General features: G+C 38.6%; 22 protein-coding genes. 12 read left to right on the forward strand and 10 right to left on the reverse strand.

The features are described 5' to 3' along the window. Window positions 1-614 precede the first annotated feature (614 nt). Both guaC and MKY78_RS11595 read right to left on the reverse strand, forming a co-directional pair. Entirely contained in the window at window positions 615-1598 is a 984-nt protein-coding gene (gene guaC, locus MKY78_RS11590) for a GMP reductase (RefSeq protein ID WP_339212808.1), read from the reverse strand. A gap of 198 nt (window positions 1599-1796) precedes the next feature. Continuing rightward, window positions 1797-2450: a YdeI/OmpD-associated family protein gene (locus tag MKY78_RS11595; RefSeq protein ID WP_339212809.1), complete on the reverse strand. Its 654-nt coding sequence runs from the start codon at window positions 2448-2450 to the stop codon at window positions 1797-1799. Window positions 2451-2569: 119 nt separating this feature from the next. Between MKY78_RS11595 and MKY78_RS11600 the strand changes: the two genes are divergently transcribed. Beyond that, window positions 2570-3106 (forward strand): HAD family hydrolase, encoded by a 537-nt coding sequence (locus tag MKY78_RS11600; RefSeq protein ID WP_339212810.1) that lies wholly within the window; start codon window positions 2570-2572, stop codon window positions 3104-3106. A gap of 46 nt (window positions 3107-3152) precedes the next feature. On the opposite strand, the gene MKY78_RS11605 is transcribed toward MKY78_RS11600, so the two are convergent. Genes MKY78_RS11605 through MKY78_RS11615 form a run of 3 tightly spaced genes read right to left on the reverse strand, consistent with a single transcriptional unit; the run spans window position 3153 to window position 5457 of the window. Beyond that, window positions 3153-3932, reverse strand: a complete 780-nt coding sequence (locus tag MKY78_RS11605; RefSeq protein ID WP_339212812.1) for an ABC transporter permease — start codon at window positions 3930-3932, stop codon at window positions 3153-3155. Beyond that, on the reverse strand, window positions 3892-4854 hold the full coding sequence (locus tag MKY78_RS11610; RefSeq protein WP_339212814.1) for an ABC transporter ATP-binding protein: 963 nt from the start codon (window positions 4852-4854) through the stop codon (window positions 3892-3894). The genes MKY78_RS11605 and MKY78_RS11610 overlap by 41 nt, the downstream gene beginning before the upstream one ends. 3 nt (window positions 4855-4857) lie before the next feature. Next, window positions 4858-5457 carry a TetR/AcrR family transcriptional regulator gene (locus MKY78_RS11615; protein WP_339212815.1) on the reverse strand — a complete coding sequence of 200 codons (600 nt, stop codon included), beginning with the start codon at window positions 5455-5457 and terminating at the stop codon, window positions 4858-4860. Between the two features lie 321 nt (window positions 5458-5778). On the opposite strand from MKY78_RS11615, the gene MKY78_RS11620 reads away from it, so the two are divergent. The 4 genes from MKY78_RS11620 (at window position 5779) to MKY78_RS11635 (ending at window position 8696) form a co-directional block, all read left to right on the forward strand. Continuing rightward, on the forward strand, window positions 5779-6345 hold the full coding sequence (locus MKY78_RS11620) for a DJ-1/PfpI family protein (protein ID WP_339212816.1): 567 nt from the start codon (window positions 5779-5781) through the stop codon (window positions 6343-6345). Window positions 6346-6760: 415 nt separating this feature from the next. Beyond that, the gene (locus MKY78_RS11625; RefSeq protein ID WP_339212818.1) at window positions 6761-7339 is read left to right on the forward strand and encodes a GNAT family N-acetyltransferase; all 579 of its coding nucleotides are present in this window, start codon (window positions 6761-6763) and stop codon (window positions 7337-7339) included. 87 nt (window positions 7340-7426) lie between these two features. Further along, complete coding sequence (locus MKY78_RS11630) at window positions 7427-8356, forward strand: fumarylacetoacetate hydrolase family protein (protein ID WP_339212819.1); 930 nt, start codon at window positions 7427-7429, stop codon at window positions 8354-8356. Window positions 8357-8480: 124 nt separating this feature from the next. Further along, entirely contained in the window at window positions 8481-8696 is a 216-nt protein-coding gene (locus MKY78_RS11635) for a CDGSH iron-sulfur domain-containing protein (protein ID WP_186868134.1), read from the forward strand. Between the two features lie 108 nt (window positions 8697-8804). Here the strand turns inward: MKY78_RS11635 and MKY78_RS11640 are convergent, their stop codons facing one another. Together MKY78_RS11640 and MKY78_RS11645 are read right to left on the reverse strand one after the other, a co-directional pair. After that, the gene (locus tag MKY78_RS11640) at window positions 8805-9551 is read right to left on the reverse strand and encodes a hypothetical protein (RefSeq protein ID WP_339212820.1); all 747 of its coding nucleotides are present in this window, start codon (window positions 9549-9551) and stop codon (window positions 8805-8807) included. Beyond that, a complete protein-coding gene (locus MKY78_RS11645; RefSeq protein ID WP_186868136.1) occupies window positions 9544-10137 on the reverse strand; it encodes a sigma-70 family RNA polymerase sigma factor in 594 nt (197 codons plus the stop codon). Before MKY78_RS11645 ends, MKY78_RS11640 begins: the two co-directional genes overlap by 8 nt. 303 nt (window positions 10138-10440) lie before the next feature. On the opposite strand from MKY78_RS11645, the gene MKY78_RS11650 reads away from it, so the two are divergent. Continuing rightward, entirely contained in the window at window positions 10441-10587 is a 147-nt protein-coding gene (locus tag MKY78_RS11650) for a hypothetical protein (RefSeq protein ID WP_186868137.1), read from the forward strand. A 180-nt stretch (window positions 10588-10767) separates the two neighbouring features. Beyond that, window positions 10768-11508 carry a hypothetical protein gene (locus MKY78_RS11655; RefSeq protein ID WP_186868138.1) on the forward strand — a complete coding sequence of 247 codons (741 nt, stop codon included), beginning with the start codon at window positions 10768-10770 and terminating at the stop codon, window positions 11506-11508. A 189-nt stretch (window positions 11509-11697) separates the two neighbouring features. Here MKY78_RS11655 and MKY78_RS11660 read toward each other — a convergent pair whose 3' ends face one another. Next, the gene (locus tag MKY78_RS11660; RefSeq protein ID WP_186868139.1) at window positions 11698-12759 is read right to left on the reverse strand and encodes an FAD-dependent oxidoreductase; all 1062 of its coding nucleotides are present in this window, start codon (window positions 12757-12759) and stop codon (window positions 11698-11700) included. Between the two features lie 241 nt (window positions 12760-13000). Here MKY78_RS11660 and MKY78_RS11665 point away from each other — a divergent pair, with 241 nt between their 5' ends. Continuing rightward, window positions 13001-13765, forward strand: a complete 765-nt coding sequence (locus MKY78_RS11665) for a hypothetical protein (RefSeq protein WP_339212822.1) — start codon at window positions 13001-13003, stop codon at window positions 13763-13765. Between the two features lie 74 nt (window positions 13766-13839). Here MKY78_RS11665 and MKY78_RS11670 read toward each other — a convergent pair whose 3' ends face one another. Next, on the reverse strand, window positions 13840-14514 hold the full coding sequence (locus tag MKY78_RS11670; protein ID WP_339212824.1) for an SIMPL domain-containing protein: 675 nt from the start codon (window positions 14512-14514) through the stop codon (window positions 13840-13842). Between the two features lie 221 nt (window positions 14515-14735). Beyond that, window positions 14736-15611, reverse strand: a complete 876-nt coding sequence (htpX, locus tag MKY78_RS11675; protein ID WP_339212826.1) for a protease HtpX — start codon at window positions 15609-15611, stop codon at window positions 14736-14738. Between the two features lie 140 nt (window positions 15612-15751). Here htpX and MKY78_RS11680 point away from each other — a divergent pair, with 140 nt between their 5' ends. The 4 genes from MKY78_RS11680 (at window position 15752) to MKY78_RS11695 (ending at window position 18977) form a co-directional block, all read left to right on the forward strand. Further along, window positions 15752-16237 (forward strand): PaaI family thioesterase, encoded by a 486-nt coding sequence (locus MKY78_RS11680; protein ID WP_339212828.1) that lies wholly within the window; start codon window positions 15752-15754, stop codon window positions 16235-16237. A gap of 15 nt (window positions 16238-16252) precedes the next feature. Continuing rightward, window positions 16253-16543, forward strand: a complete 291-nt coding sequence (locus tag MKY78_RS11685) for a DUF3219 family protein (protein WP_339212830.1) — start codon at window positions 16253-16255, stop codon at window positions 16541-16543. A 165-nt stretch (window positions 16544-16708) separates the two neighbouring features. Beyond that, a complete protein-coding gene (locus MKY78_RS11690; protein WP_339212832.1) occupies window positions 16709-17335 on the forward strand; it encodes a LytTR family DNA-binding domain-containing protein in 627 nt (208 codons plus the stop codon). A gap of 124 nt (window positions 17336-17459) precedes the next feature. Beyond that, the gene (locus MKY78_RS11695) at window positions 17460-18977 is read left to right on the forward strand and encodes an acetyl-CoA hydrolase/transferase family protein (RefSeq protein ID WP_339212834.1); all 1518 of its coding nucleotides are present in this window, start codon (window positions 17460-17462) and stop codon (window positions 18975-18977) included. Window positions 18978-19104 lie beyond the last annotated feature (127 nt).

The raw sequence follows: 19104 nt of genomic DNA on the forward strand, positions 1-19104 counted from the left end.
TCGAAAAAGGTAACAGAGAGAAGCGGTCAGTGCCTTTATTCGGTTGGACGAGTCGAAAAAGGTAACAGAGAGATAGACTCAGTGCCCTTATTAGGTTGGGTGAGTCGAAAAAGGTAACAGAGGAAGAGTGTCAGTGCCCTTTTTCGGTTGAGCGAGTCGAAAAAGGTAACAGAGGGGAAGTATCAGTGCCCTTTTTGGGTTGAGCGAGTCAAAAAAGGTAACAGAGAAAGAGACTCAGTGCCCTTTTTTGGTAGGGTGAGGAGAAAAAGGTAACAGAGAGGAAGTATCAGTGCCCTTTTTTGGTTGAGCGAGTCAAAAAAGGTAACAGAGAGATAGACTCAGTGCCCTTTTTCGGATGAACGAGCCGAAAAAGGTAACAGAGGGATAGTATCAGTGCCCTTTTTTTGGTTGAGCGAGGAAAAAAGGTAACAGAGGAAGAGTATCAGTGCCCTTTTTTGGTTGGGTGAGTCGAAAAAGGTAACAGAGGGGAAGTATCAGTGCCCTTATTCAGTTGAGCGATTCAAAAAAGGTAACAGAGGGAAAGTATCAACACCTTTTCGGTAGCATAGAAAAACGAACACATTCTGTAATGACAAGAATGTGTTCGTTTTTTTTTAGTATACTTTGTCACCATTAAAAATAGAGTTTTTAACGATTACATAATCCACATTACGAATAGCATCGAGCGTTTTGCCACCAGCATAGGAAATAGAAGATTGAAGATCTTGCTCCATTTCAATTAGTGTATCCTTTAGTGAGCCTCTATGCTCCACTAGCATTTTTTTACCTTCTACATTCTTTCTTTCACCCTTTTGGAATTCAGAAGCGGAACCAAAGTATTCCTTATATAGCTTGCCATCTCTCTCAACTGTTTCACCAGGTGATTCCTCGTGTCCGGCAAATAGAGAACCAATCATGACCATGCTAGCGCCAAAACGGACAGACTTCGCAATATCACCGTGTGTACGAATGCCACCGTCAGCAATGATTGGTTTGCTGGCTGCTTTTGCACACCAACGAAGTGCAGCTAATTGCCATCCGCCAGTACCAAAGCCCGTTTTAATTTTTGTTATACATACTTTACCAGGTCCAATTCCTACTTTAGTAGCGTCAGCACCAGCATTTTCTAATTCTCTTACTGCTTCTGGAGTTCCGACATTACCGGCAATAACAAAGCTTCCTGGAAGTGTCTTTTTAATATGTTGAATCATTTCGATTACTGCATTGGAATGACCATGTGCAATATCGATTGTAATATATTCTGGTGTTAGGTTATTTGTAGCTAATTCTTCAATAAAGCGATATTCCTCTTCTTTTACACCAACACTAATGGATGCGTATAATCCGCGTTTTTGCATATCCTTAACGAAGTCTAAACGCTTCTCTGGTTGGAATCGATGCATAATATAGAAATAGCCTTCCTCAGCTAATTTCAAGGCAATTGTTTCATCTATAATGGTTTGCATATTAGCAGGTACTACAGGCAATTTGAATTTGCGACCACCGAATGTAATAGATGTATCACATTCCGAACGGCTAGTTACAACACATTTTGCGGGAATTAACTGGATATCTTCGTAATCAAATACGTTTTCCATAAATAGCACTCCTAAATACGAATATTTTATCGTATGATAATTATAATTGTTCGCCATCAGCTAATTTACTACATTTTCTTTTGTATGTCAAATTCCATTTATAGGCTATGCTAAATGGCACAATTTAATCCATTATAAAACACCCCCGAAATTCAGGGTTCACTCTAATTTCGGGGGTGTTTCTAGTTAAAGTCATGATTATTTCTTTTTTTGACGGAATAAATCAATTGTCTTATATCCTTGGGATAATACCTCTACCATTTGTTCAACTCGTTTATCTCGGGTTTTCTGCTGTTTTGCAGAAAAGATGAATCGTGCCCAGTCTCTTCTATAACCAGGGGTTAGACTCTGATAGAATGAAAATTCACTTGGATGATCGATTAACATTGCTTCCACGTCCTTAACATTAACCTCATAATCGGCTACAGATTGACTAGCGGGAGACGTTTTTTTCTCCTTTTTCTTTTCACGCTTAAGTCCTACAACGGTAAATACATCATCCATACTAACCATTCGAGCAAATTTAATATCACTATCGTTGACATATCCATCTTCATCAACCTTTAACGCAGGGAAAATTTCATCGCGATGGACATGTGTATCGTATCGTTTGTTTCCCTTTTTAGGGTAGGCGAAAAAGAGGTAGCCCTTTTCCTGCAATAATTCATTACCCTCGATAACTTGGATTGTGTGTTTTACCATTTCCTCAATCGTTTCAATAAAAATAAAAATGGCATCATGATTCTTTATCAATTCTGTAGCAAAGTTGTCGAATATTATATAGTCTTTAGGTTTATTCAATACTACGAGGTTATGATATTTTGATAACTTTAATTTCTCTATAATAGACATCTAAGAATACTCCTTTTCCCATGAAACTAATTATTATATTGAACATATCTCTCTTTACGGGTGGTGTCAATGTAGTTAAATGGGTAAACTGACTAATAATAATATTGGAAGGTGATATCATGCAAGAAGCAGTTTTTTTAGATAGAGATGGGGTCATTAATGAGGTATTGTCCCATCGGGTGAGATTTGTTAATAAGGCTAGTGACTTTTATTTACTAGAAGGGGTTGGAGAAGCCGTTAAGTCATTAAATAATATGGGGTTTAAAGTGTTTGTGGTCACTAATCAAGGTGGTGTTGGATTGGGATATATGACGGAATCAGCGCTTGAGGAGGTCCACCAAAAAATGCGTGATGATTTAGCAGCATTCGGAGCAAAAATTGATGATATTGCATATTGTCCACATAAGCCACGAGCCAGCTGCGCATGCAGAAAACCAGGTGCTCAAATGTTACTTGATTTAGCAGAAAAACATGGGGTGAATTTAAGGAAGAGCTATATGGTTGGCGATCGTGACCAGGATATTGAAGCTGGGAAGAGAGCTGGAACCAAAACAGTGTTGGTTGGAACTCGAGAAGAAACGAAGAGTGAAGCAGATATGAAGTTTAAAGATTTGTTAACTTTTACAAAATGGCTAATAGATGGTGCCCCGGATTAAGGGGCACCTAATATTGAATGTTAATACTAGAAAAATCAAGTAAGATCTACCTGTGGTCAGATATTCTCCACCATATAAAAGTAGTAGTTAATCCAATAATACTAATCAGTATTACTAGTGTAAAGCTTAGTAAACCGATACTTTCACTCGTACCATCAATGCCACTATAAAGAGCAGGTATTGCCCATGGGAAGTATGCCCCATACCCTATTGTAGCGAGGATTTGTGAGAAGACTACCATTAAGATTACAAAACCCAAAGGAGCTAAGTACCCTCGACCTAAACAAGCAAATAAAGCTACTGGTGTACTTAACAAAACTGTTAAAAGGGTTGTGACAATTAATGTATAAAGACCTTCTACCAGAGTTGTAATAGACCAATCAGGTAGAATAATGATAAGTCCTAGGATAATGCCAAATGCGATAATATATAACGCTAATGCCATATTAGCTACAAATGCAGTGAAAAACTTTGCTAGAATAATGGTTCTTCTTGGGAAGGGAAGAGCAATTAGGTCTTTTATTGTTCTATCCGAATATTCCCTCCCAAATATCCAACTTGTTACAAATCCGAATATGACTATTCCTCCAATTGCTAATATTTGTGATAGTAAATTGAGGTAAGATGGCCAGCTAGCTTCCCCTATGATATTGGCTTTAGCTCCGACTAGACCATTGTTTTGTGCAAGGATTGGATCCTTAAGGATAATCATAAAGAGTCCTCCCATTAAGGGTGCGAATGAAAAAGCTCCTAAGGTTATCCAGAACATTTTTGATTTGCGTAATTTAAATAACTCTGTTTGAATTACTCCTAATGCACGATTCATGTAAATGGTCTCCTTTCTCTTGAATAATACGCAGAAAATAGCTTTCTAGGTCTTCTTGTTCAATCGATAATTTAGTGAGTAAATGACCGCCTTGAACGAGAAGTTGGGCAACTTGTTCGGGTGAGGTGATTGCCTTTTGCTGATGCAATTCTATTGTCCCTGCTTGCGATACATGGGGATCATACCCATGTTGTAGTAATAGATCCACAGTAGATGATAGGTTTTTTGTTTGAATATGTAGTCGTTGATTCAATAATCGTGGTAGTTCTTTAGATGATAGCTCTTGATGTAAATTCCCATTATGAATAATCCCTATTTTTGTCGCAGTTCTAGCAACTTCACTAAGAAGATGGCTGGAAATAAAGATAGTTACTCCGTGATTATGAGCTAAATCCTGTAGTAGTTCTCTAATTTCTACTATTCCAGCAGGATCAAGTCCGTTAACAGGCTCATCCATTATTAATATTTGAGGATGATGTAATAATGCCTTTGCAATGCCTAAACGCTGTGCATTTCCTAGGGAAAGGTGTTTGGCCTTTTTATTGGCGTATCTTGTCAAGTTTAGCCGCTCCAAAATATTTGTTACGGACTGTGGGTCCCGAATGCCATATAGTCGACGGAATATATTAAGGTTTTCTTTAACGGTTAGTTCCGGGTAGGCATATGGAGTTTCTACTATATAGCCCACATCCTGCCAAATAGGGTAGTTAGATAGATTTACTTGTTTCCCATTAATAAAGCAAGCCCCTTCACTAGGGTTTATCATACCAAGCATCATTCTTATCATGGTTGTTTTTCCTGCTCCGTTTAAGCCAATAAATCCATAAATATCGCCTCTGTTTACTTGAAGCGATACCTTATTGACAGCCTGAAATCCTCTATAGTTTTTTGAAAGGCTCTCTGTTTGAATCACAGCTTGCACGACTTATTCCTCCTTTATAAGTCCATTAACTGTATGGTTAATGAGAAACTCTATTGTTTTTGGATATTCCAATTCACCAATTTTTTCCTTTTGGAATGAAAGAAATACCAACGATCGTAATATGCTAGCTATCATCTTTGGTGATTCTGTAAACTGTAACCCTTGTTTTTCCCACTTTTGAATTAATATGGATGAAAAGTCAGAGTCTTTATCGAAGTGACTTTCTAGTTTCTCCGGTGGTAGCTTTCTAAATAAGTACTCCAAATTGTTCTCTAAGTACAGCTGCTGAATAATGGTAGATTTTTCTATATTAGTAATCATTCTTAGAAGCGTTATCTTAACAGTTTGTTTAGGGTTATCTCCGAGTTCAAGCTGTAATAGCTCATTCTTTATTTGCGCTTCTTCTTGTTCGAGAACCTCAAAATAAAGTTCTTCTTTTGATTGATAGAATTTATAAAAGCTACCAGCAGCAATACCTACTTTCGATGTAATATCTTGAATACTAGTTTTTTGTAGACCATGTATCGAAAATAGTTGTTTCCCTTGTTCGATTAACGCTTCCTTGATGACCTTCTTTTCATGATTGTTGAACCCTTTTGGCATATCGTTAGATCCTTTCTTTTGAATATATGAATAAAATATTTTTTTATTCACATAAAGCATAGCATCTTTTTCCGAGTATTTCCAGAATAATTTTTCAAATTTTATTAAAAACAGAAAACAAGTTGTGAAAAATGGGCTAGGATCTGTGCTAAACAGGTTGAATGTTATAATCATCGTTGAAGCTAGGGACTATTTAAAGTCTTGTTGTAAGTTATAGAATTTGTTAAATTTTTTATCAATTTAATGATTTTAGCAGGATTACCCGAAGTCCCGATAGAATATAGTATCTAGGAATGATTAACAAATAGAGGAGGAATTATCATGTCTAAGAAAGTATTGATTCTTGCTGGCGATGCAGTAGAGGCGTTAGAAATTTACTATCCATATTTCCGTTGTCTAGAGGAAGGATTTGAAACGACTATTGCTGCTTCATCACCAAAGAAGCTGCATACTGTTGTTCATGACTTCATCGGTTGGGAAACATACACAGAGAAAGAAGGATACTTAATCGAGGCGACAGCGAGCTTTGAAGCGATTAATCCAGAGGAATATGATGGATTGATTATTCCGGGAGGCCGTGCACCGGAATTTATGCGTCTGAATGAGCATGTACCAGCTATTGTAAGTCACTTTTTTGAAGCGGATAAGCCGATTGCAGCGGTTTGTCATGCTGCTCAGGTACTAACGACAGTACGTGAGCATATGAAGGGAAGAGAGCTAACGGCCTATATTGCGTGTAAGCCGGAAGTAGAAGCGTTAGGCTCAACATATGTTAGTGAGCCGAACCATGTGGACGGGAATTTAATCTCTGGTCATGCTTGGCCAGATTTGCCTGGGTTAATGAAGGAGTTCGTAAAACAAGTAAATGGTGTAGGAGTAGAGGCGTAATCTAGCAATTAGACCATTGCAGGAATTTTCTTCGTGTAAGCCATGAAGAGTTCATTTTAAAGATAAGGAATGAGACTGGGACATAACGAAAAGAATTAAATGTAAAACCGAATGATACACGATACTAGCTCCGGAAATATACGTAGACTCCTGCGGGAGGAAAGGGCACGGTTGAGACCCCTAAAGAAGTAGCACGAGGAGGCTCACCAGCCGCCCGCGAACCGCAATTATAATTCCGGAGCGAGGTCGGTTGCTCATCATTCGGTTTTTCCTTTATGATTATTTTTTTGTCCCAGGTTTATTTTGTTTTGGCTTAAGGAAAATCCTGTTACGGTATGAGACAACGTGATAAATGGGATTTTGTAACGGACAACAGTAAAAAAATCCTAAACAATACAGCATATGGAGGCTAACTATGAACAAGGATCAATGGTTTACCACTATTCCAACATTAGAGACGGAAAAATACATCCTTAGAGGAATTCAGCTAGAGGATGCTAGCCGTTTATTTCCATTTTTACGTGATAAGGAGACAATGAAAAACATTACTGCCCATCCGGTTCAGAGTGAGGAAGAGGTGCGGCAAGGAATTATCGACTCATTAGCGAAATTTGATAAACAACAGGAAATTCCATGGGTAATTATCCATAAAAAGAACAATGACTTAGTAGGGCAATTCCGACTACATAAACTTAGCTTATGGCATCAGAAGGCAGAGATGGGTGCCGTTATTCGCGAGGATTATCAGAATAAAGGCGTAATGACAGAAATAATAAAAGCTCTCCTACCATTTGTGTTTGACACCCTTCGATTTCATCGGCTTGTAGGGGATATTTTTGCAAGAAACGATGGTTCTAGGAAGCTATTAGAAAAATTCGGGTTTACGAAAGAAGGCGTTCTGCGTGACACCGATTTTGATGGCGTGAAGTTCCATGATACCGTAGTGTACTCCATGTTGCGTGAAGAATATGAATGGAAAAAGAATAACGCTTGATGGTTTTAGCTGATACACGGACTAATTTACAAAATTATTAGAAAAATATACAATGTAACTATATTTAGCTAGATATGAGGTGGAATAATGAAACTAGTTAGTTACCGATTAATAAACGAGGAAACTCCCTTACGTGTAGGAATAGTACTGGAAAATGGCGATATAGTGGATGCTCAACAAGTCTATGAAGTGTACCAGCAGAAGGAATCACAAAGCAAACTGGAAACGTCATTACCATCGGATCCAACCATATTTTTTAAGCAAGGGCTACCTCTTATCGAAAAGGTAAAGGAAGCATATGGATATGCAAAGGATAATCGGTTAGAGAAGGTAAAGCGATACGAGAGAAGGGAAGTGTATTTAGGACCGGTAATTCCAGAACCATCGAAGATTATTTGTGTAGGTCGAAACTATGTAGAGCATGCTCAAGAAATGAAAAGTGAGATACCGGAATACCCAGTACTATTTGCGAAATTTGCCAATTCGTTAATCGGAGCGGATGATGCAATCGAAAAGACCTCTTTTACAGATAAGCTGGACTATGAAGTAGAGTTAACCGTTGTTATTGGAAAAGAGGCCGCTAACGTAAAAAGAGAAGATGCTCTTGACTATATTGCAGGGTATACAATAGGAAATGATGTGTCAGCCAGGGACTTACAGAAACGTACACCTCAATGGTTACAAGGCAAGACAGTGGATAGAAGTACACCAATTGGTCCGTGGATCGTAACTCCAGATGAAGTAGGGGATCCTGGGAAACTGGATATTACATGCTATGTCAATGGAGAAGTACGTCAATCATCAAACACGGAGAAATTCATTTTTGATATTCCGTATTTAATTGAATTTATCTCTCATCTGATTACTTTAAATCCGGGAGACATCATCATGACTGGTACACCAGACGGGGTAGCTTTTGGCATGGAAACTCCTAAATTCTTACAAGACGGAGATATTGTTCGTTTGGAGATTTCCAAGATTGGTCACATGGAGAATCGTGTCAAACAAGCTGACTAGCGCAATAACCCATCATATTCTGATGGATGAAACGTAAGCTGTTAGTATAGGTTTATCTCGTATGAAACAGGTATTATGAGTTCCTATGGAATAAAGTTTAACTTTCACAAGAAGGAGTGATCACATGAGTGAAAAGGTTGTTATCAAGGTGAATGATAATGGTTCATACCGAATTACTGGTGATGTAGAATTAGTCGATGCTGAGGGCAATGTTTTTGAAACGAAAAAGAGTTTTTCCTTATGTCGTTGTGGGCACTCAGCGATAAAGCCATTCTGTGATGGTACTCATCGAAAAATCGGGTTTGAAAGTGCACCTAGGGCAAATAAAGAAAATCCGTAATCCATTCAATCGGGTTACGGATTTTTTTAGCTTAATCATTGGATGACATAAAAGCATCCTTGCCCACGCGGAAATCTAGAATCGTTGAAACGAAAAAGATAATATTCCTTACTCATCTATAATCGTTAAATTAATTTCTGATCCATCTGGTGAATAGTGATAACTCACTTCGGATACCTCTAACGTGACAATGGAATGGTTCTGACTATCTTTATATTGGTTAGCTAATTCTTCATTAGTAAAGTAAAATTTCACATTACCGTGTGCATCACGATCAGCCAGTGGTAACCAGCTTGGCGGTAAATGGCCTTCAGGGATAAAGCTTAACCGTTCATCGCTTGTGAATTGTCCAGATATTGCTTGGGCTTCACGATTACGAAGTGTGATGATAGCTTCTTCACCTTGACGCTTCACCTCTTCCACTTGCATATTTCCTAACCACATATCTGGTTCAATTGTGTCGGGATTAAATAGTAGAGAATCTGCTTCTTCTTTTTTATTGTTCGTTTCTTGATCAAACGTAGATGCATGATCCTCCATCGATTCTTCTATTGCCATCCCTGCTTCCACTTCGGATCCATCACTATCGAAGCTAACCATTTCATTCTCTGCACCATTCGTATCGTTGCTACTTATCATCATACCCATTTGATTTTGCACTACGACAATCAATAATAGTGCAACAGCGGTAATGGCTGAAGCAGTAATCCAGACTGGAATGGCTGGTTTAGACTTGCGAATCGGTTTATTCGTAAGCTCCTCTATTTTATTGCGGACCGCTTGTTTATCGTTCTCGGTAAATGATGTGGGAATTTGGTTAAATTCATTTTTTAAATCGTTAAACTGCTTATCCATGGCTGACACCACCCTTTTCAGAAGATAAGCATTCCTTCAATTTACTCCGCCCACGATTAAGACGTGTTCGTACAGTAGCCTCATTCATAGTCAGTACCTTTGCGATTTCCTTCGTTGAAAGGTCCTTAAAATAGAAAAGAATGATGACTTCTCGGTATTTAATGGGTAGATCCATTACTTTTTGAAAAAGCTCGCTGGAATTATCCTTTTGGAGGGTCATTTCTTCTGGCGTCAATTCTACTGTTTTCATTGATTGTGAGGAAGAAATGAGCTTCTCCTTTAAGCGTTTATTCCTTGATTGCCAGCTTCTTAAATGATCCTTGCATTTATTAATTGCGATGGAATAAATCCAGCTTCTTAAGGAAGAGTTCCCTTGAAACGTATTTAATTTTTGATAAATCGTGACAAATACTTCTTGTGTCACATCGTCCGTATCTGCTGAATTTTTCATATATGCAAAGACTAAGCGCTTTATTTCATCACCGTACGTATCCATAATTGTTTCAATGGCAAGGGCTGGATTGGACTGCAGTTCCTTAATGCCCTCATTATCGTACGTCGGATGGAATGCTTTCGAGTGGCCCACTCTAATTCCTCCTAACTTCCTAATCTCTTATAAGACGCCATCACGTCGTATTATGTTTCACTTAACGTAAAGTTTGTTGTTAGTTGTAGTCTACCATATTTACATTTTAAATATTCTAAAATTTAATGATAAGTAGGCAATTTTAGGAACAATCATGTTGGGAATTTGGTATTTACTGCTGTTTGGAGTAGAGGAGAATGATTAAGGAATTATTAAATAGCAGTTCTAAAGCATATTTGATATGTGTATAAGTTTATCCACTAATCCTAACACTAATTTTCATACGGGAAGGGAGGCGAAACGATGGTCAATAAGGAAAAGGAATTCAATAATATGTTCAAGGAAAACAGAAATCATGGCGAGCACCGTAACGGGAGAAAGAGTCAATACAAAAATAGCTCTGCCCATGGCGGAGACCAGCCAGACGAGTACTTAAACCGAAAGGATTAATGGGAGAAGGCATTCGCTAATAATTTAGTGAATGCCTTTTAAGTTTCCTGCTATAACAACGTACTACCTGCCGCATTCTCAGTGGTTTTAATTAGTTTTTTGTCCCGTGTTTTTCCATGTGTGCATACGATAAAGTAGTGGAAATGGAATAGTAAGGGAGAGGGCATTGTGAGTCTTTTCATGAATACACAAACACATCCGAATTTATTTAAGAATAATAATCAAATAGAAGAACCGAATCAGTCCTATTATAAAAGTGATTATGTAAAGGAACTACTGGCCGAGCAGGAGGAAAGGAATAATTCCTTTCAGAAAGCGATGAGAGACATACGTCGATCCTTCCAAAGTCACTGGTTACTTGAGGAGAAACGATGGGGAGAAGTGTCAGAGGATCTTAAAACCTTGAAGGAAAAGGATAAGCAGCACCAGGTTTTTGAAAAACAGACGAGGGAGTGGATCATGATGTTAGAGCGTGACAGTCAGGAGCTTCATCGTATTGTGGAGAAGAACAGTACTATTAATGAAGATATTTTAAAGGAGATTAATCGAATTCATCAATCCAATGAAGCTATGATAGACCAGCTGGCGAAGTTCTACGAAGCAAATCAACAATTCACTCATAAAATGGATGTGATTAGTGAGCAGCAACAAGTGATGGCGGAGCAAGTAACCAAGCAACAAGATAAGCAAGATAAAGTAATCGGTCAGTTAGAAAACCAAGAAGCATTAATGGAGAAGTCATACCGCCAATTAAGTATCTTGCGATCGATATTGTTCGAACGAACCAGTTTTGTCGTAGAAAAGATAGAGGAAAGCTATCAGCTTACATCATCTGTTTTGTATCAGTATTTAACAGGAAATGACAAACCATTAACACTAATGATAAGAGATCAAAGTAAGGGAAATAATAATAATGGGTAATGGAATGGGCGATATCGATATAGGTATCGTCTCTTGCTTAATGGGGAAATACCACATCTCTTGAGGTTAGCGCATACTTTATGTATAACCGAATAATGCGTTCACCAGCTCCGGATATATAGGTAGGATGTACGTATATTCCCGGTAGCTGGTAAGGATGCATAAATGAAATTTTTCTTCAAGCTAGTTCTAGTGACGTTTATTCAACCATAATACGCCAGATTTTACTAATCGAGGAACAATACCAGTCATTGGCTGCTTCATCATATTGCCAAAGCCATCACTTTTACCTAATGATCCTAGGGTTCCTTTTAAGCGAATTTCTTTTGGCTTTTTCGGTTCTTTATTTTTCAAGACGCAATTTAACACGGCTGCTGTTTGTTCGCCTTGAATACCAGCTAGCTGTGCACTTGGTGAGTGTATGGAAGATGCACAATCACCAATCACATATACGTTTGGTTGCGCTGGTACCTGGAAGAAATCATTAACGACGATTTTTTCATGCTGGTCCTTTTGGAAAGGTAATTCCCGGACAACCTTGTTCGGGCGTACCCCAGCAGTCCAAATCGTTACATCATTCACATAACAGACACCGTTATTACAAACACCGTCTTTTTCTACGTATTCCACATTGGCATGATGCAGTACCTCGACATCGTTTTTATTAAACCAGTCTGCCACGTAACCTTGAATCCGTGGATCGAACGCTCTAAGTACAGAGCCGCCGCGATCTAGAAGGCGAATGTTAAGGTCTTCTCTGCTTTCGCGTATTTCAGAAGCTACTTCAATACCACTTAAGCCCGCACCAACAATCGTTACTTTACCATAGGCTTTTAGGTTTCCTACTGCAAGACCCGCTCTTCGTGATCCAGCAAAAGATTGTACACTTTCTGTATAAATATCTGCCCCTTCAATACCGTGATAATTATCTTCACATCCCAGTGCGACAACTAAATAATCATATGAAATTACTTCACTACGATCTCGAAAAACGATTTGCTGATGTTCTGCATCAATCTTTTCTACTTCTGCAAACACATACTGGATTCGGTCATTCTTTGGAAAGTCTACTCGTACTTCGCGATCGGCAACGGTACCGGCAACAATCGTATAAAATTCTGTCTTTAATGATTGGTATGGATTGCGATCTACTATGGTTAGATTTACGTCTTCTGGTAAGCCTTTATCCAGTAAACCTAATGCAACCTTAATCCCTCCATAGCCACCGCCTAGTATTACTAAATTTCTCATATCTTTTACCCCCATCCCCTGCTAGAAATCAGAATGCTAGTATTTTGGGATATTTTTTATCCGGAAACGCTTTCCACTTTTAAGAGTATCAAAGAAATGCTTGTTAGACTAGTAGAAATCATAAAGACTTTAAAAAAATATAGTAAAAATTTCCCAACATTTATTCATGAATTTTCATTATTTGGAAATAGTAACGAATGAAATGGTGGAAATATCAATCAGAACGAAAGGAAGATCATAGATGAAGAATAAGCTATTCCTATTATTAGCGGCTATTATCGTTGCTGGATCCTGGCAGCTTTCTAATGTGTTCGCTGAAAAACAAGAGGAAGCTTGGTTTGACTTTTTCCAAAAGGATGGAGAGGAAAAAGAGAAAGAGGAATTTCGACACGGAATTCAACAGGAAGCCTGGATTAAATATAAGGCGAAGGAATTAGGGATTGAAACAGAAGGAAAAGATCTCCATGCATTGGCAAAGGAAGTAAAAGAAGCAAAGCTATTAAAAAAAGCTGAGGAACTAGGTATCGAAATAGAAGGCAAGGACATAAAAGAACTTGCAAGAGAAATCCATCATACGAAGGTAATAAACGAGGCAGAAGCGCTAGGTATTGAAACAGAAGGGAAGGAGCCGGAAGCAATTGCCCAAGAAGTCATGGATGTAAAGCTTAAGCAAAAGGCAGAAGAATTAGGAATCGATATGGATGGGAAAGAGACAGAGGAGCTACTAAAGGAAGTGAAGACAGTTATTCTAGAAAAGGAAGCAGAGGCTTACCATATTGACACGGATGGGAAAAAGCATCATGAGATTGTCATGGAAATCCATGAGGCTAAAATTTATGACACGGCAGAAAAGCTAGGTATCGAAACGGAAGGTAAGAACCCACAGGATATCTTAAATGAAATTTTCGAAGAACATGCTGATAAAGCGAAAGAATTAAAACTGTTTCCTTTTGAGGATAGTAAGGATAAATTTTACTTAGAACATCATAGAGAAGATATGGATTAATCAAGAGGGAAATGTTCCCTCTTGATTTTTTGAGCTGGAATTGACTGCAATAAAAAAGCAGAATGAGAGATTTTTTAGTAATGAAAGGTTGCCTCGACGAATGCTGTAATTTGATTTTGGCCTGCTTCAATTGGGGTTGTCACGGCACTATCCGTTGCAACGCCCAGTACATATGGACGAGGAGTTTCTGGTGCTTGGCTAGTTAGTTCTTTTAATTGGGTAGGGGTTTGAGGGATGGCCACACCGAGCGTCTCTGCGATTGTCGCAGCCTTTTCTTGAGCATTTCGAATGGCGTTTGCCAGTGCTTGTTGATAATAACGTTGCTCATTGCCAACACGTAGCGCTATATTTCGTACCGTATTCGCACCATTTTCCATGGCTATATCAACTAATTCCCCTACTCTTTCTATATGTTCTATTTTTATGGTAAGCAAATTACTCACGCGGTAGCCTCGAAATAATTGTGTACCGTCTTGGTAGTCATATTGAATGTCTACTCGAAAATCAGATGTTTGAATGTTATCCCGTGAAATTCCAGCATTCACGAGAGCGTTGATGACATTGGTTGTCCTTTGCGCATTGGCTTGCTGTGCTTCTTGTAGCTGCTCATCCTCCGTAATGACACCAAGTAAGATAGTAGCATGATCTGGTGTCGCGAAAACACTACCTTCTCCGACGACCTTTACCTTGTTTTCCGTTTGTCTTGTCGGAATCGTACCACGATTTTGGTAGTTCGTATGATAATACATATTTATTCACCTCTTATAGGTTAAATATATGATAGTTGACTGATATAGGTGTAAGAAATAGTGGTAAAAGTTAATATTAACAAGTTGAAGTAATGAAATAGGAATAAAAGATGGTTCAAACTAGAAGGGTACAAAAAGGAATGTCTAGTGTTAAAGACATATAAACAAGCCATCCCGTACTGTTTTATAAAGGTACTGGATGGCTTGTTAATTTGATTGGCTTATGCTAAACGCTTAATACGCTCATCTAAATCTGGATGTGTAGAAAATATGGATGATTTGCGCTTGTTATTAATTTTTAATGTTGCAATGGATGTATCGTCTTCACCCTTAATACGGCTAGTGTATGCTTTTAGGCTTTCAAGCGCATGGCGCATTTTATCCTTACCAGCTAAATCAGCACCACCACGGTCTGCGTGGTATTCGCGATGTCTTGAGTACGCATATACGACAATACTTCCTAGGATAGAGAAGGCAATCTGGAATACGATAATCGCGATGAAATGCACAATCGGTGCAAGCTCTTCCTTAACAAAGCGAGAAACAGCAAATGCAACGATTCGGGATAGGAATACGACAAATGTATTCACGATTCCTTGTAGTAATGTCATAGTTACCATATCGCCATTCGCAATATGTGCAACCTCATGAGCGATAACACCTTCAACTGCATCATCATCCATTTCTTGTAATAAACCAGTTGAAACGGCAACTAATGAACGTTTTTTGGATGGCCCAGTTGCAAAAGCGTTAACCTCAGGAGAATGATAGATTCCAACCTCAGGCATATGCATTAATCCAGCAGCTCTGGATAAGCGATGGACTTTCTCCACGACAGCTCTTTCATATTCGTTCATCGGTCCATTAGGATCAATAACCTTTACACCCATCATTTTCTTAGCCATCCAGCGGGACATGCCAAGTGAGATAAATGATCCAGTGAAACCAATCACAGCACTGAAAATGAGGAGGGTACCAAATTGGATTTGCCCATCATTACCAATATAATTTCCGATAGGTAAAATACTAAAGATAATACCAATAGTTAATAAAACAAGTACGTTAGTTAGTAGGAAGTAAAAAATTCTCTTTCCCATACTCTCACCTTTCTATTTAAAATTTTTAAAATTGTATTCACAACGTTAATACATATATTATAAAGGCAAATAGAATTGTTGTCATCTCTGGAATCAATATATGAACAAAAGGGACAAGATATTCAAAAAGGAGCGATAAAATGGGAGAAAAAGTGGTACATGCAATTCAAGATGAATATGCAGAAGACTATTCATGGTGTTACGGATGTGGCCGATTAAATGAACAGGGGCTTCATTTACGAACAGGATGGGATGGAGATAGGACGGTTACCTACTATGTCCCTCGTCAAGAGCAGACAGCTGTTCCTGGATTTGTCTATGGAGGGCTTATCGCTTCTCTTATTGATTGCCATGGAACAGGTTCTGCCTCCTTAGCATTACATCGTAAAAACGGTTATGAACCAGGAAATAAGGCTCCTGAACCACCTAGGTTTGTTACCGCATCGCTTAAGGTAGACTTTGTAAAGCCTACCCCACATGGTGTACCATTAAAGGCAATTGGTGTGACCGAAGAGATTCATCCAAAGAAGTGGAAGGTGTCTATCGAAGTATTTGCGAATGATACATGCTGTGCTAAGGGTGAAGTGATAGCGGTTGTGATGCCAAAAACATTTCAGAATAAATGACGAAGGGTGAGCAAAATGGGAAAAACAGTAGCCTTAAATAAGTTAACGATTATTGCAGAAGAAGCGGAATTATCAAAAGTAGAAGTAGGTGGACAAAGTCGATATCAATTAAAACTAGCGTTCAAAGTGGCCCATAAGGATTATCATGATGTAACTGTTGAATTATATAAAAATGACTTCCTAGTCAAAGTAGAAGACGTAGAATTTCATGCTGAAATTCTACATTATGCTACATCTGTTACCAACTTGTATGAAGAAGGTGCAGTAGGCGATTTTAGCTTAACATTAATAGAAAAATCGAATTAAATGATGTCAGGCTTACCACAAGCAGGATAGTATTATTCCTTCCTAATAAAGTGCATTTGGTTGCGTCTGACTAGTAGAGAGTTTATGGATGTAAACCAAGTTAGAATAACCGTTATTCTATCTTTATCCAACAGGAACGTGTGAATGTAAGGTGGGAGATTAAATATGGAGATTTTAGATATTATTGGTGAACTATTTTCAGATGAAATATCGATTGCAGTTTCTAATGGAAAGGAATATGTTTATTATCGACCTAGTAAGCGGATAGACCTTAAAATCAGTCCTGGTGATCCGGTGAAAGAAGGGAGCATTGCACATAAGGCATTAATGACCAATCAAAAGGTATCTGAATTTATTGATCGTAATGTGTTTGGGGTGCCTTATCATGGTATGGCGGTTCCTTTCCATGAGGATGGGAAGATTGCAGGCTGTATATTAGCAATCTTCCCAACCTACACAGATGGCAAATCGGTCATTACGTTAAAGACCAATGATGGATGGAAGTCTATCCCATTTCATGATGTATATTATTTAGAAGTAAAAGAAAGAAAAACACATGTCTATGCGAAGGAAATGTGTGGGACACATAAAAATACATTACAAGAGTTTGAATATAATCTACCACGGGATGTGTTTATTCGCTGTCATCGCTCTTATATTGTGAATGTCCATTATATCAAGGAAATCTTTCCTGATACACATTCTACCTTTTTATTAGAAATGGTAAATGGGGAAAGTATTCCAGTTAGCCAATCCTATTCTAGTCATTTCAGGAAAATGTTGGGATTTTAAAATCTTCTGTTTTAGTTTTCGTTTATTCTAGGTTAAACAAAAATCCAGTCATTCCATCAAAATTCCCCAAATTCAGAATATGATGCGTTAAACTAATTGAAAACGCTTTTATGGGGGATTGGATATGGAAGTTTTTCAAAATCGAATAAAGAATCCTCGCTTACTTGACCGTGTAGTCTCTGCAGAAGAAGCGGCATCCTGGATACAAGATGGTATGACATTAGGGTTAAGTGGATTTACTCGTGCCGGGGATGTAAAAGCGGTACCAATGGCATTAGTGAAACGTGCTGAAGCGGGAGAGAAGTTTAAGGTTAATGTATTTACTGGGGCTTCACTTGGGTCTGATGTAGATAAGATGTTTGCTGAGGTTGGCATTATTCATAAGCGTCTACCTTTCCAAGCAGATCCAACCATGAGGAAAAAGATAAATGCTGGGGAGCATTTGTTTGTTGATCATCATTTATCACATACAGCAGAATTACTTCGAGCAAATGTGTTGGAACGAGTTGATTATGCGATTTTAGAAGCCATTTCCATTACGGAAGATGGCATGCTCATTCCGACAACTTCAATCGGTAATTCGGTGGCTTTTGCTGAAAATGCAGAATCCATTATTGTGGAGATAAATCTGGCGCAATCTGAATTATTAGAAGGTCTACATGATATATATAGCCCGGGTAAACAAGGGGAACGTGATCCAATTCCATTAACCAAGGCAAATGATCGAATTGGAACACTGGGAATACCTGTAGACGAAAGTAAGATTAAAGGGATCGTCTTTACCAATCAAGTAGATTCACCATCGACGATAGTGCCACCAGATGAAGAAACACAAATCATGGCTAATCACTTACTAGATTTTCTTCGCAAAGAGATTGCGGAAGGCCGGTTAACGGAAAAACTAGCACCATTGCAATCGGGGATAGGTTCTGTCGCTAATGCTGTATTACATGGCATGATAGAATCCGAGTTTACAAACTTAGAAGTGTACTCGGAAGTATTACAGGATGCGGTATTCGATTTAATGGATGCAGGGAAAGTGGATGTGGCATCTTGCTGCTCTATCACATTATCAGAGGAAAAGATGAATCAAGTCTATCGTGATTTTGAGAAATACCGTGATAAGTTAATCATGCGTCCACAGGAGATTTCCAATCATCCTGAAATTATTAGACGACTCGGACTAATTTCGATTAATACGGCGTTAGAGTTTGATATTTATGGAAATGTGAACTCGACACATGTGTCTGGTACAAGGATGATGAATGGAATTGGTGGCTCTGGTGACTTTGCTCGTAATGCAAGGCTAGCTATCTTTGTTACGAAATCGATAGCAAAAGACGGAGCTATTTCCAGTATCGTTCCATTTGTATCTCACGTGGACCATACCGAACATGATGTGGATGTGGTAGTGACAGAGCAAGGTTATGCAGATTTACGAGGGCTTGCACCACGTGAGCGAGTACCTTTGATCATCGAAAATTGTGCACATCCAACATACCGACCGCAGCTGTGGAAATATTATGAAGAAGCACTAGAACGGGGTGGGCAGACCCCACATGTGCTGGAAAAGGCATTTTCATGGCATGAAAATTTTGCGAAATACGGTTCCATGCTAGAGGCAGAAACGGTGACGAAATAGTTTTACAAAAGAAAAAGGGGCAGATGGATTGGCTACCGAGTTGATAGTCAATTCCATGATAACGGTAATCTTGGGGCAGCTTGATTACTGACGATAAAAGGGTTTTGTTTTATATAGAACGAAAAAA

Origin of the sequence: Ornithinibacillus sp. FSL M8-0202 (assembly GCF_037975285.1) — a bacterium.
Lineage (GTDB): Bacteria > Bacillota > Bacilli > Bacillales > Amphibacillaceae > Ornithinibacillus > Ornithinibacillus massiliensis.

Excerpts from the sequence above, each read along its gene's own strand:
- guaC (WP_339212808.1), bottom strand. The coding sequence starts at position 1,598 with ATGGAAAACGTATTTGATTACGAAGATATCCAGTTAATTCCCGCAAAA.
- MKY78_RS11595 (WP_339212809.1), bottom strand. The coding sequence starts at position 2,450 with ATGTCTATTATAGAGAAATTAAAGTTATCAAAATATCATAACCTCGTA.
- MKY78_RS11600 (WP_339212810.1), top strand. The coding sequence starts at position 2,570 with ATGCAAGAAGCAGTTTTTTTAGATAGAGATGGGGTCATTAATGAGGTA.
- MKY78_RS11605 (WP_339212812.1), bottom strand. The coding sequence starts at position 3,932 with ATGAATCGTGCATTAGGAGTAATTCAAACAGAGTTATTTAAATTACGC.
- MKY78_RS11615 (WP_339212815.1), bottom strand. The coding sequence starts at position 5,457 with ATGCCAAAAGGGTTCAACAATCATGAAAAGAAGGTCATCAAGGAAGCG.
- MKY78_RS11620 (WP_339212816.1), top strand. The coding sequence starts at position 5,779 with ATGTCTAAGAAAGTATTGATTCTTGCTGGCGATGCAGTAGAGGCGTTA.
- MKY78_RS11625 (WP_339212818.1), top strand. The coding sequence starts at position 6,761 with ATGAACAAGGATCAATGGTTTACCACTATTCCAACATTAGAGACGGAA.
- MKY78_RS11630 (WP_339212819.1), top strand. The coding sequence starts at position 7,427 with ATGAAACTAGTTAGTTACCGATTAATAAACGAGGAAACTCCCTTACGT.
- MKY78_RS11635 (WP_186868134.1), top strand. The coding sequence starts at position 8,481 with ATGAGTGAAAAGGTTGTTATCAAGGTGAATGATAATGGTTCATACCGA.
- MKY78_RS11640 (WP_339212820.1), bottom strand. The coding sequence starts at position 9,551 with ATGGATAAGCAGTTTAACGATTTAAAAAATGAATTTAACCAAATTCCC.
- MKY78_RS11650 (WP_186868137.1), top strand. The coding sequence starts at position 10,441 with ATGGTCAATAAGGAAAAGGAATTCAATAATATGTTCAAGGAAAACAGA.
- MKY78_RS11655 (WP_186868138.1), top strand. The coding sequence starts at position 10,768 with ATGAATACACAAACACATCCGAATTTATTTAAGAATAATAATCAAATA.
- MKY78_RS11660 (WP_186868139.1), bottom strand. The coding sequence starts at position 12,759 with ATGAGAAATTTAGTAATACTAGGCGGTGGCTATGGAGGGATTAAGGTT.
- MKY78_RS11665 (WP_339212822.1), top strand. The coding sequence starts at position 13,001 with ATGAAGAATAAGCTATTCCTATTATTAGCGGCTATTATCGTTGCTGGA.
- MKY78_RS11670 (WP_339212824.1), bottom strand. The coding sequence starts at position 14,514 with ATGTATTATCATACGAACTACCAAAATCGTGGTACGATTCCGACAAGA.
- htpX (WP_339212826.1), bottom strand. The coding sequence starts at position 15,611 with ATGGGAAAGAGAATTTTTTACTTCCTACTAACTAACGTACTTGTTTTA.
- MKY78_RS11680 (WP_339212828.1), top strand. The coding sequence starts at position 15,752 with ATGGGAGAAAAAGTGGTACATGCAATTCAAGATGAATATGCAGAAGAC.
- MKY78_RS11685 (WP_339212830.1), top strand. The coding sequence starts at position 16,253 with ATGGGAAAAACAGTAGCCTTAAATAAGTTAACGATTATTGCAGAAGAA.
- MKY78_RS11690 (WP_339212832.1), top strand. The coding sequence starts at position 16,709 with ATGGAGATTTTAGATATTATTGGTGAACTATTTTCAGATGAAATATCG.
- MKY78_RS11695 (WP_339212834.1), top strand. The coding sequence starts at position 17,460 with ATGGAAGTTTTTCAAAATCGAATAAAGAATCCTCGCTTACTTGACCGT.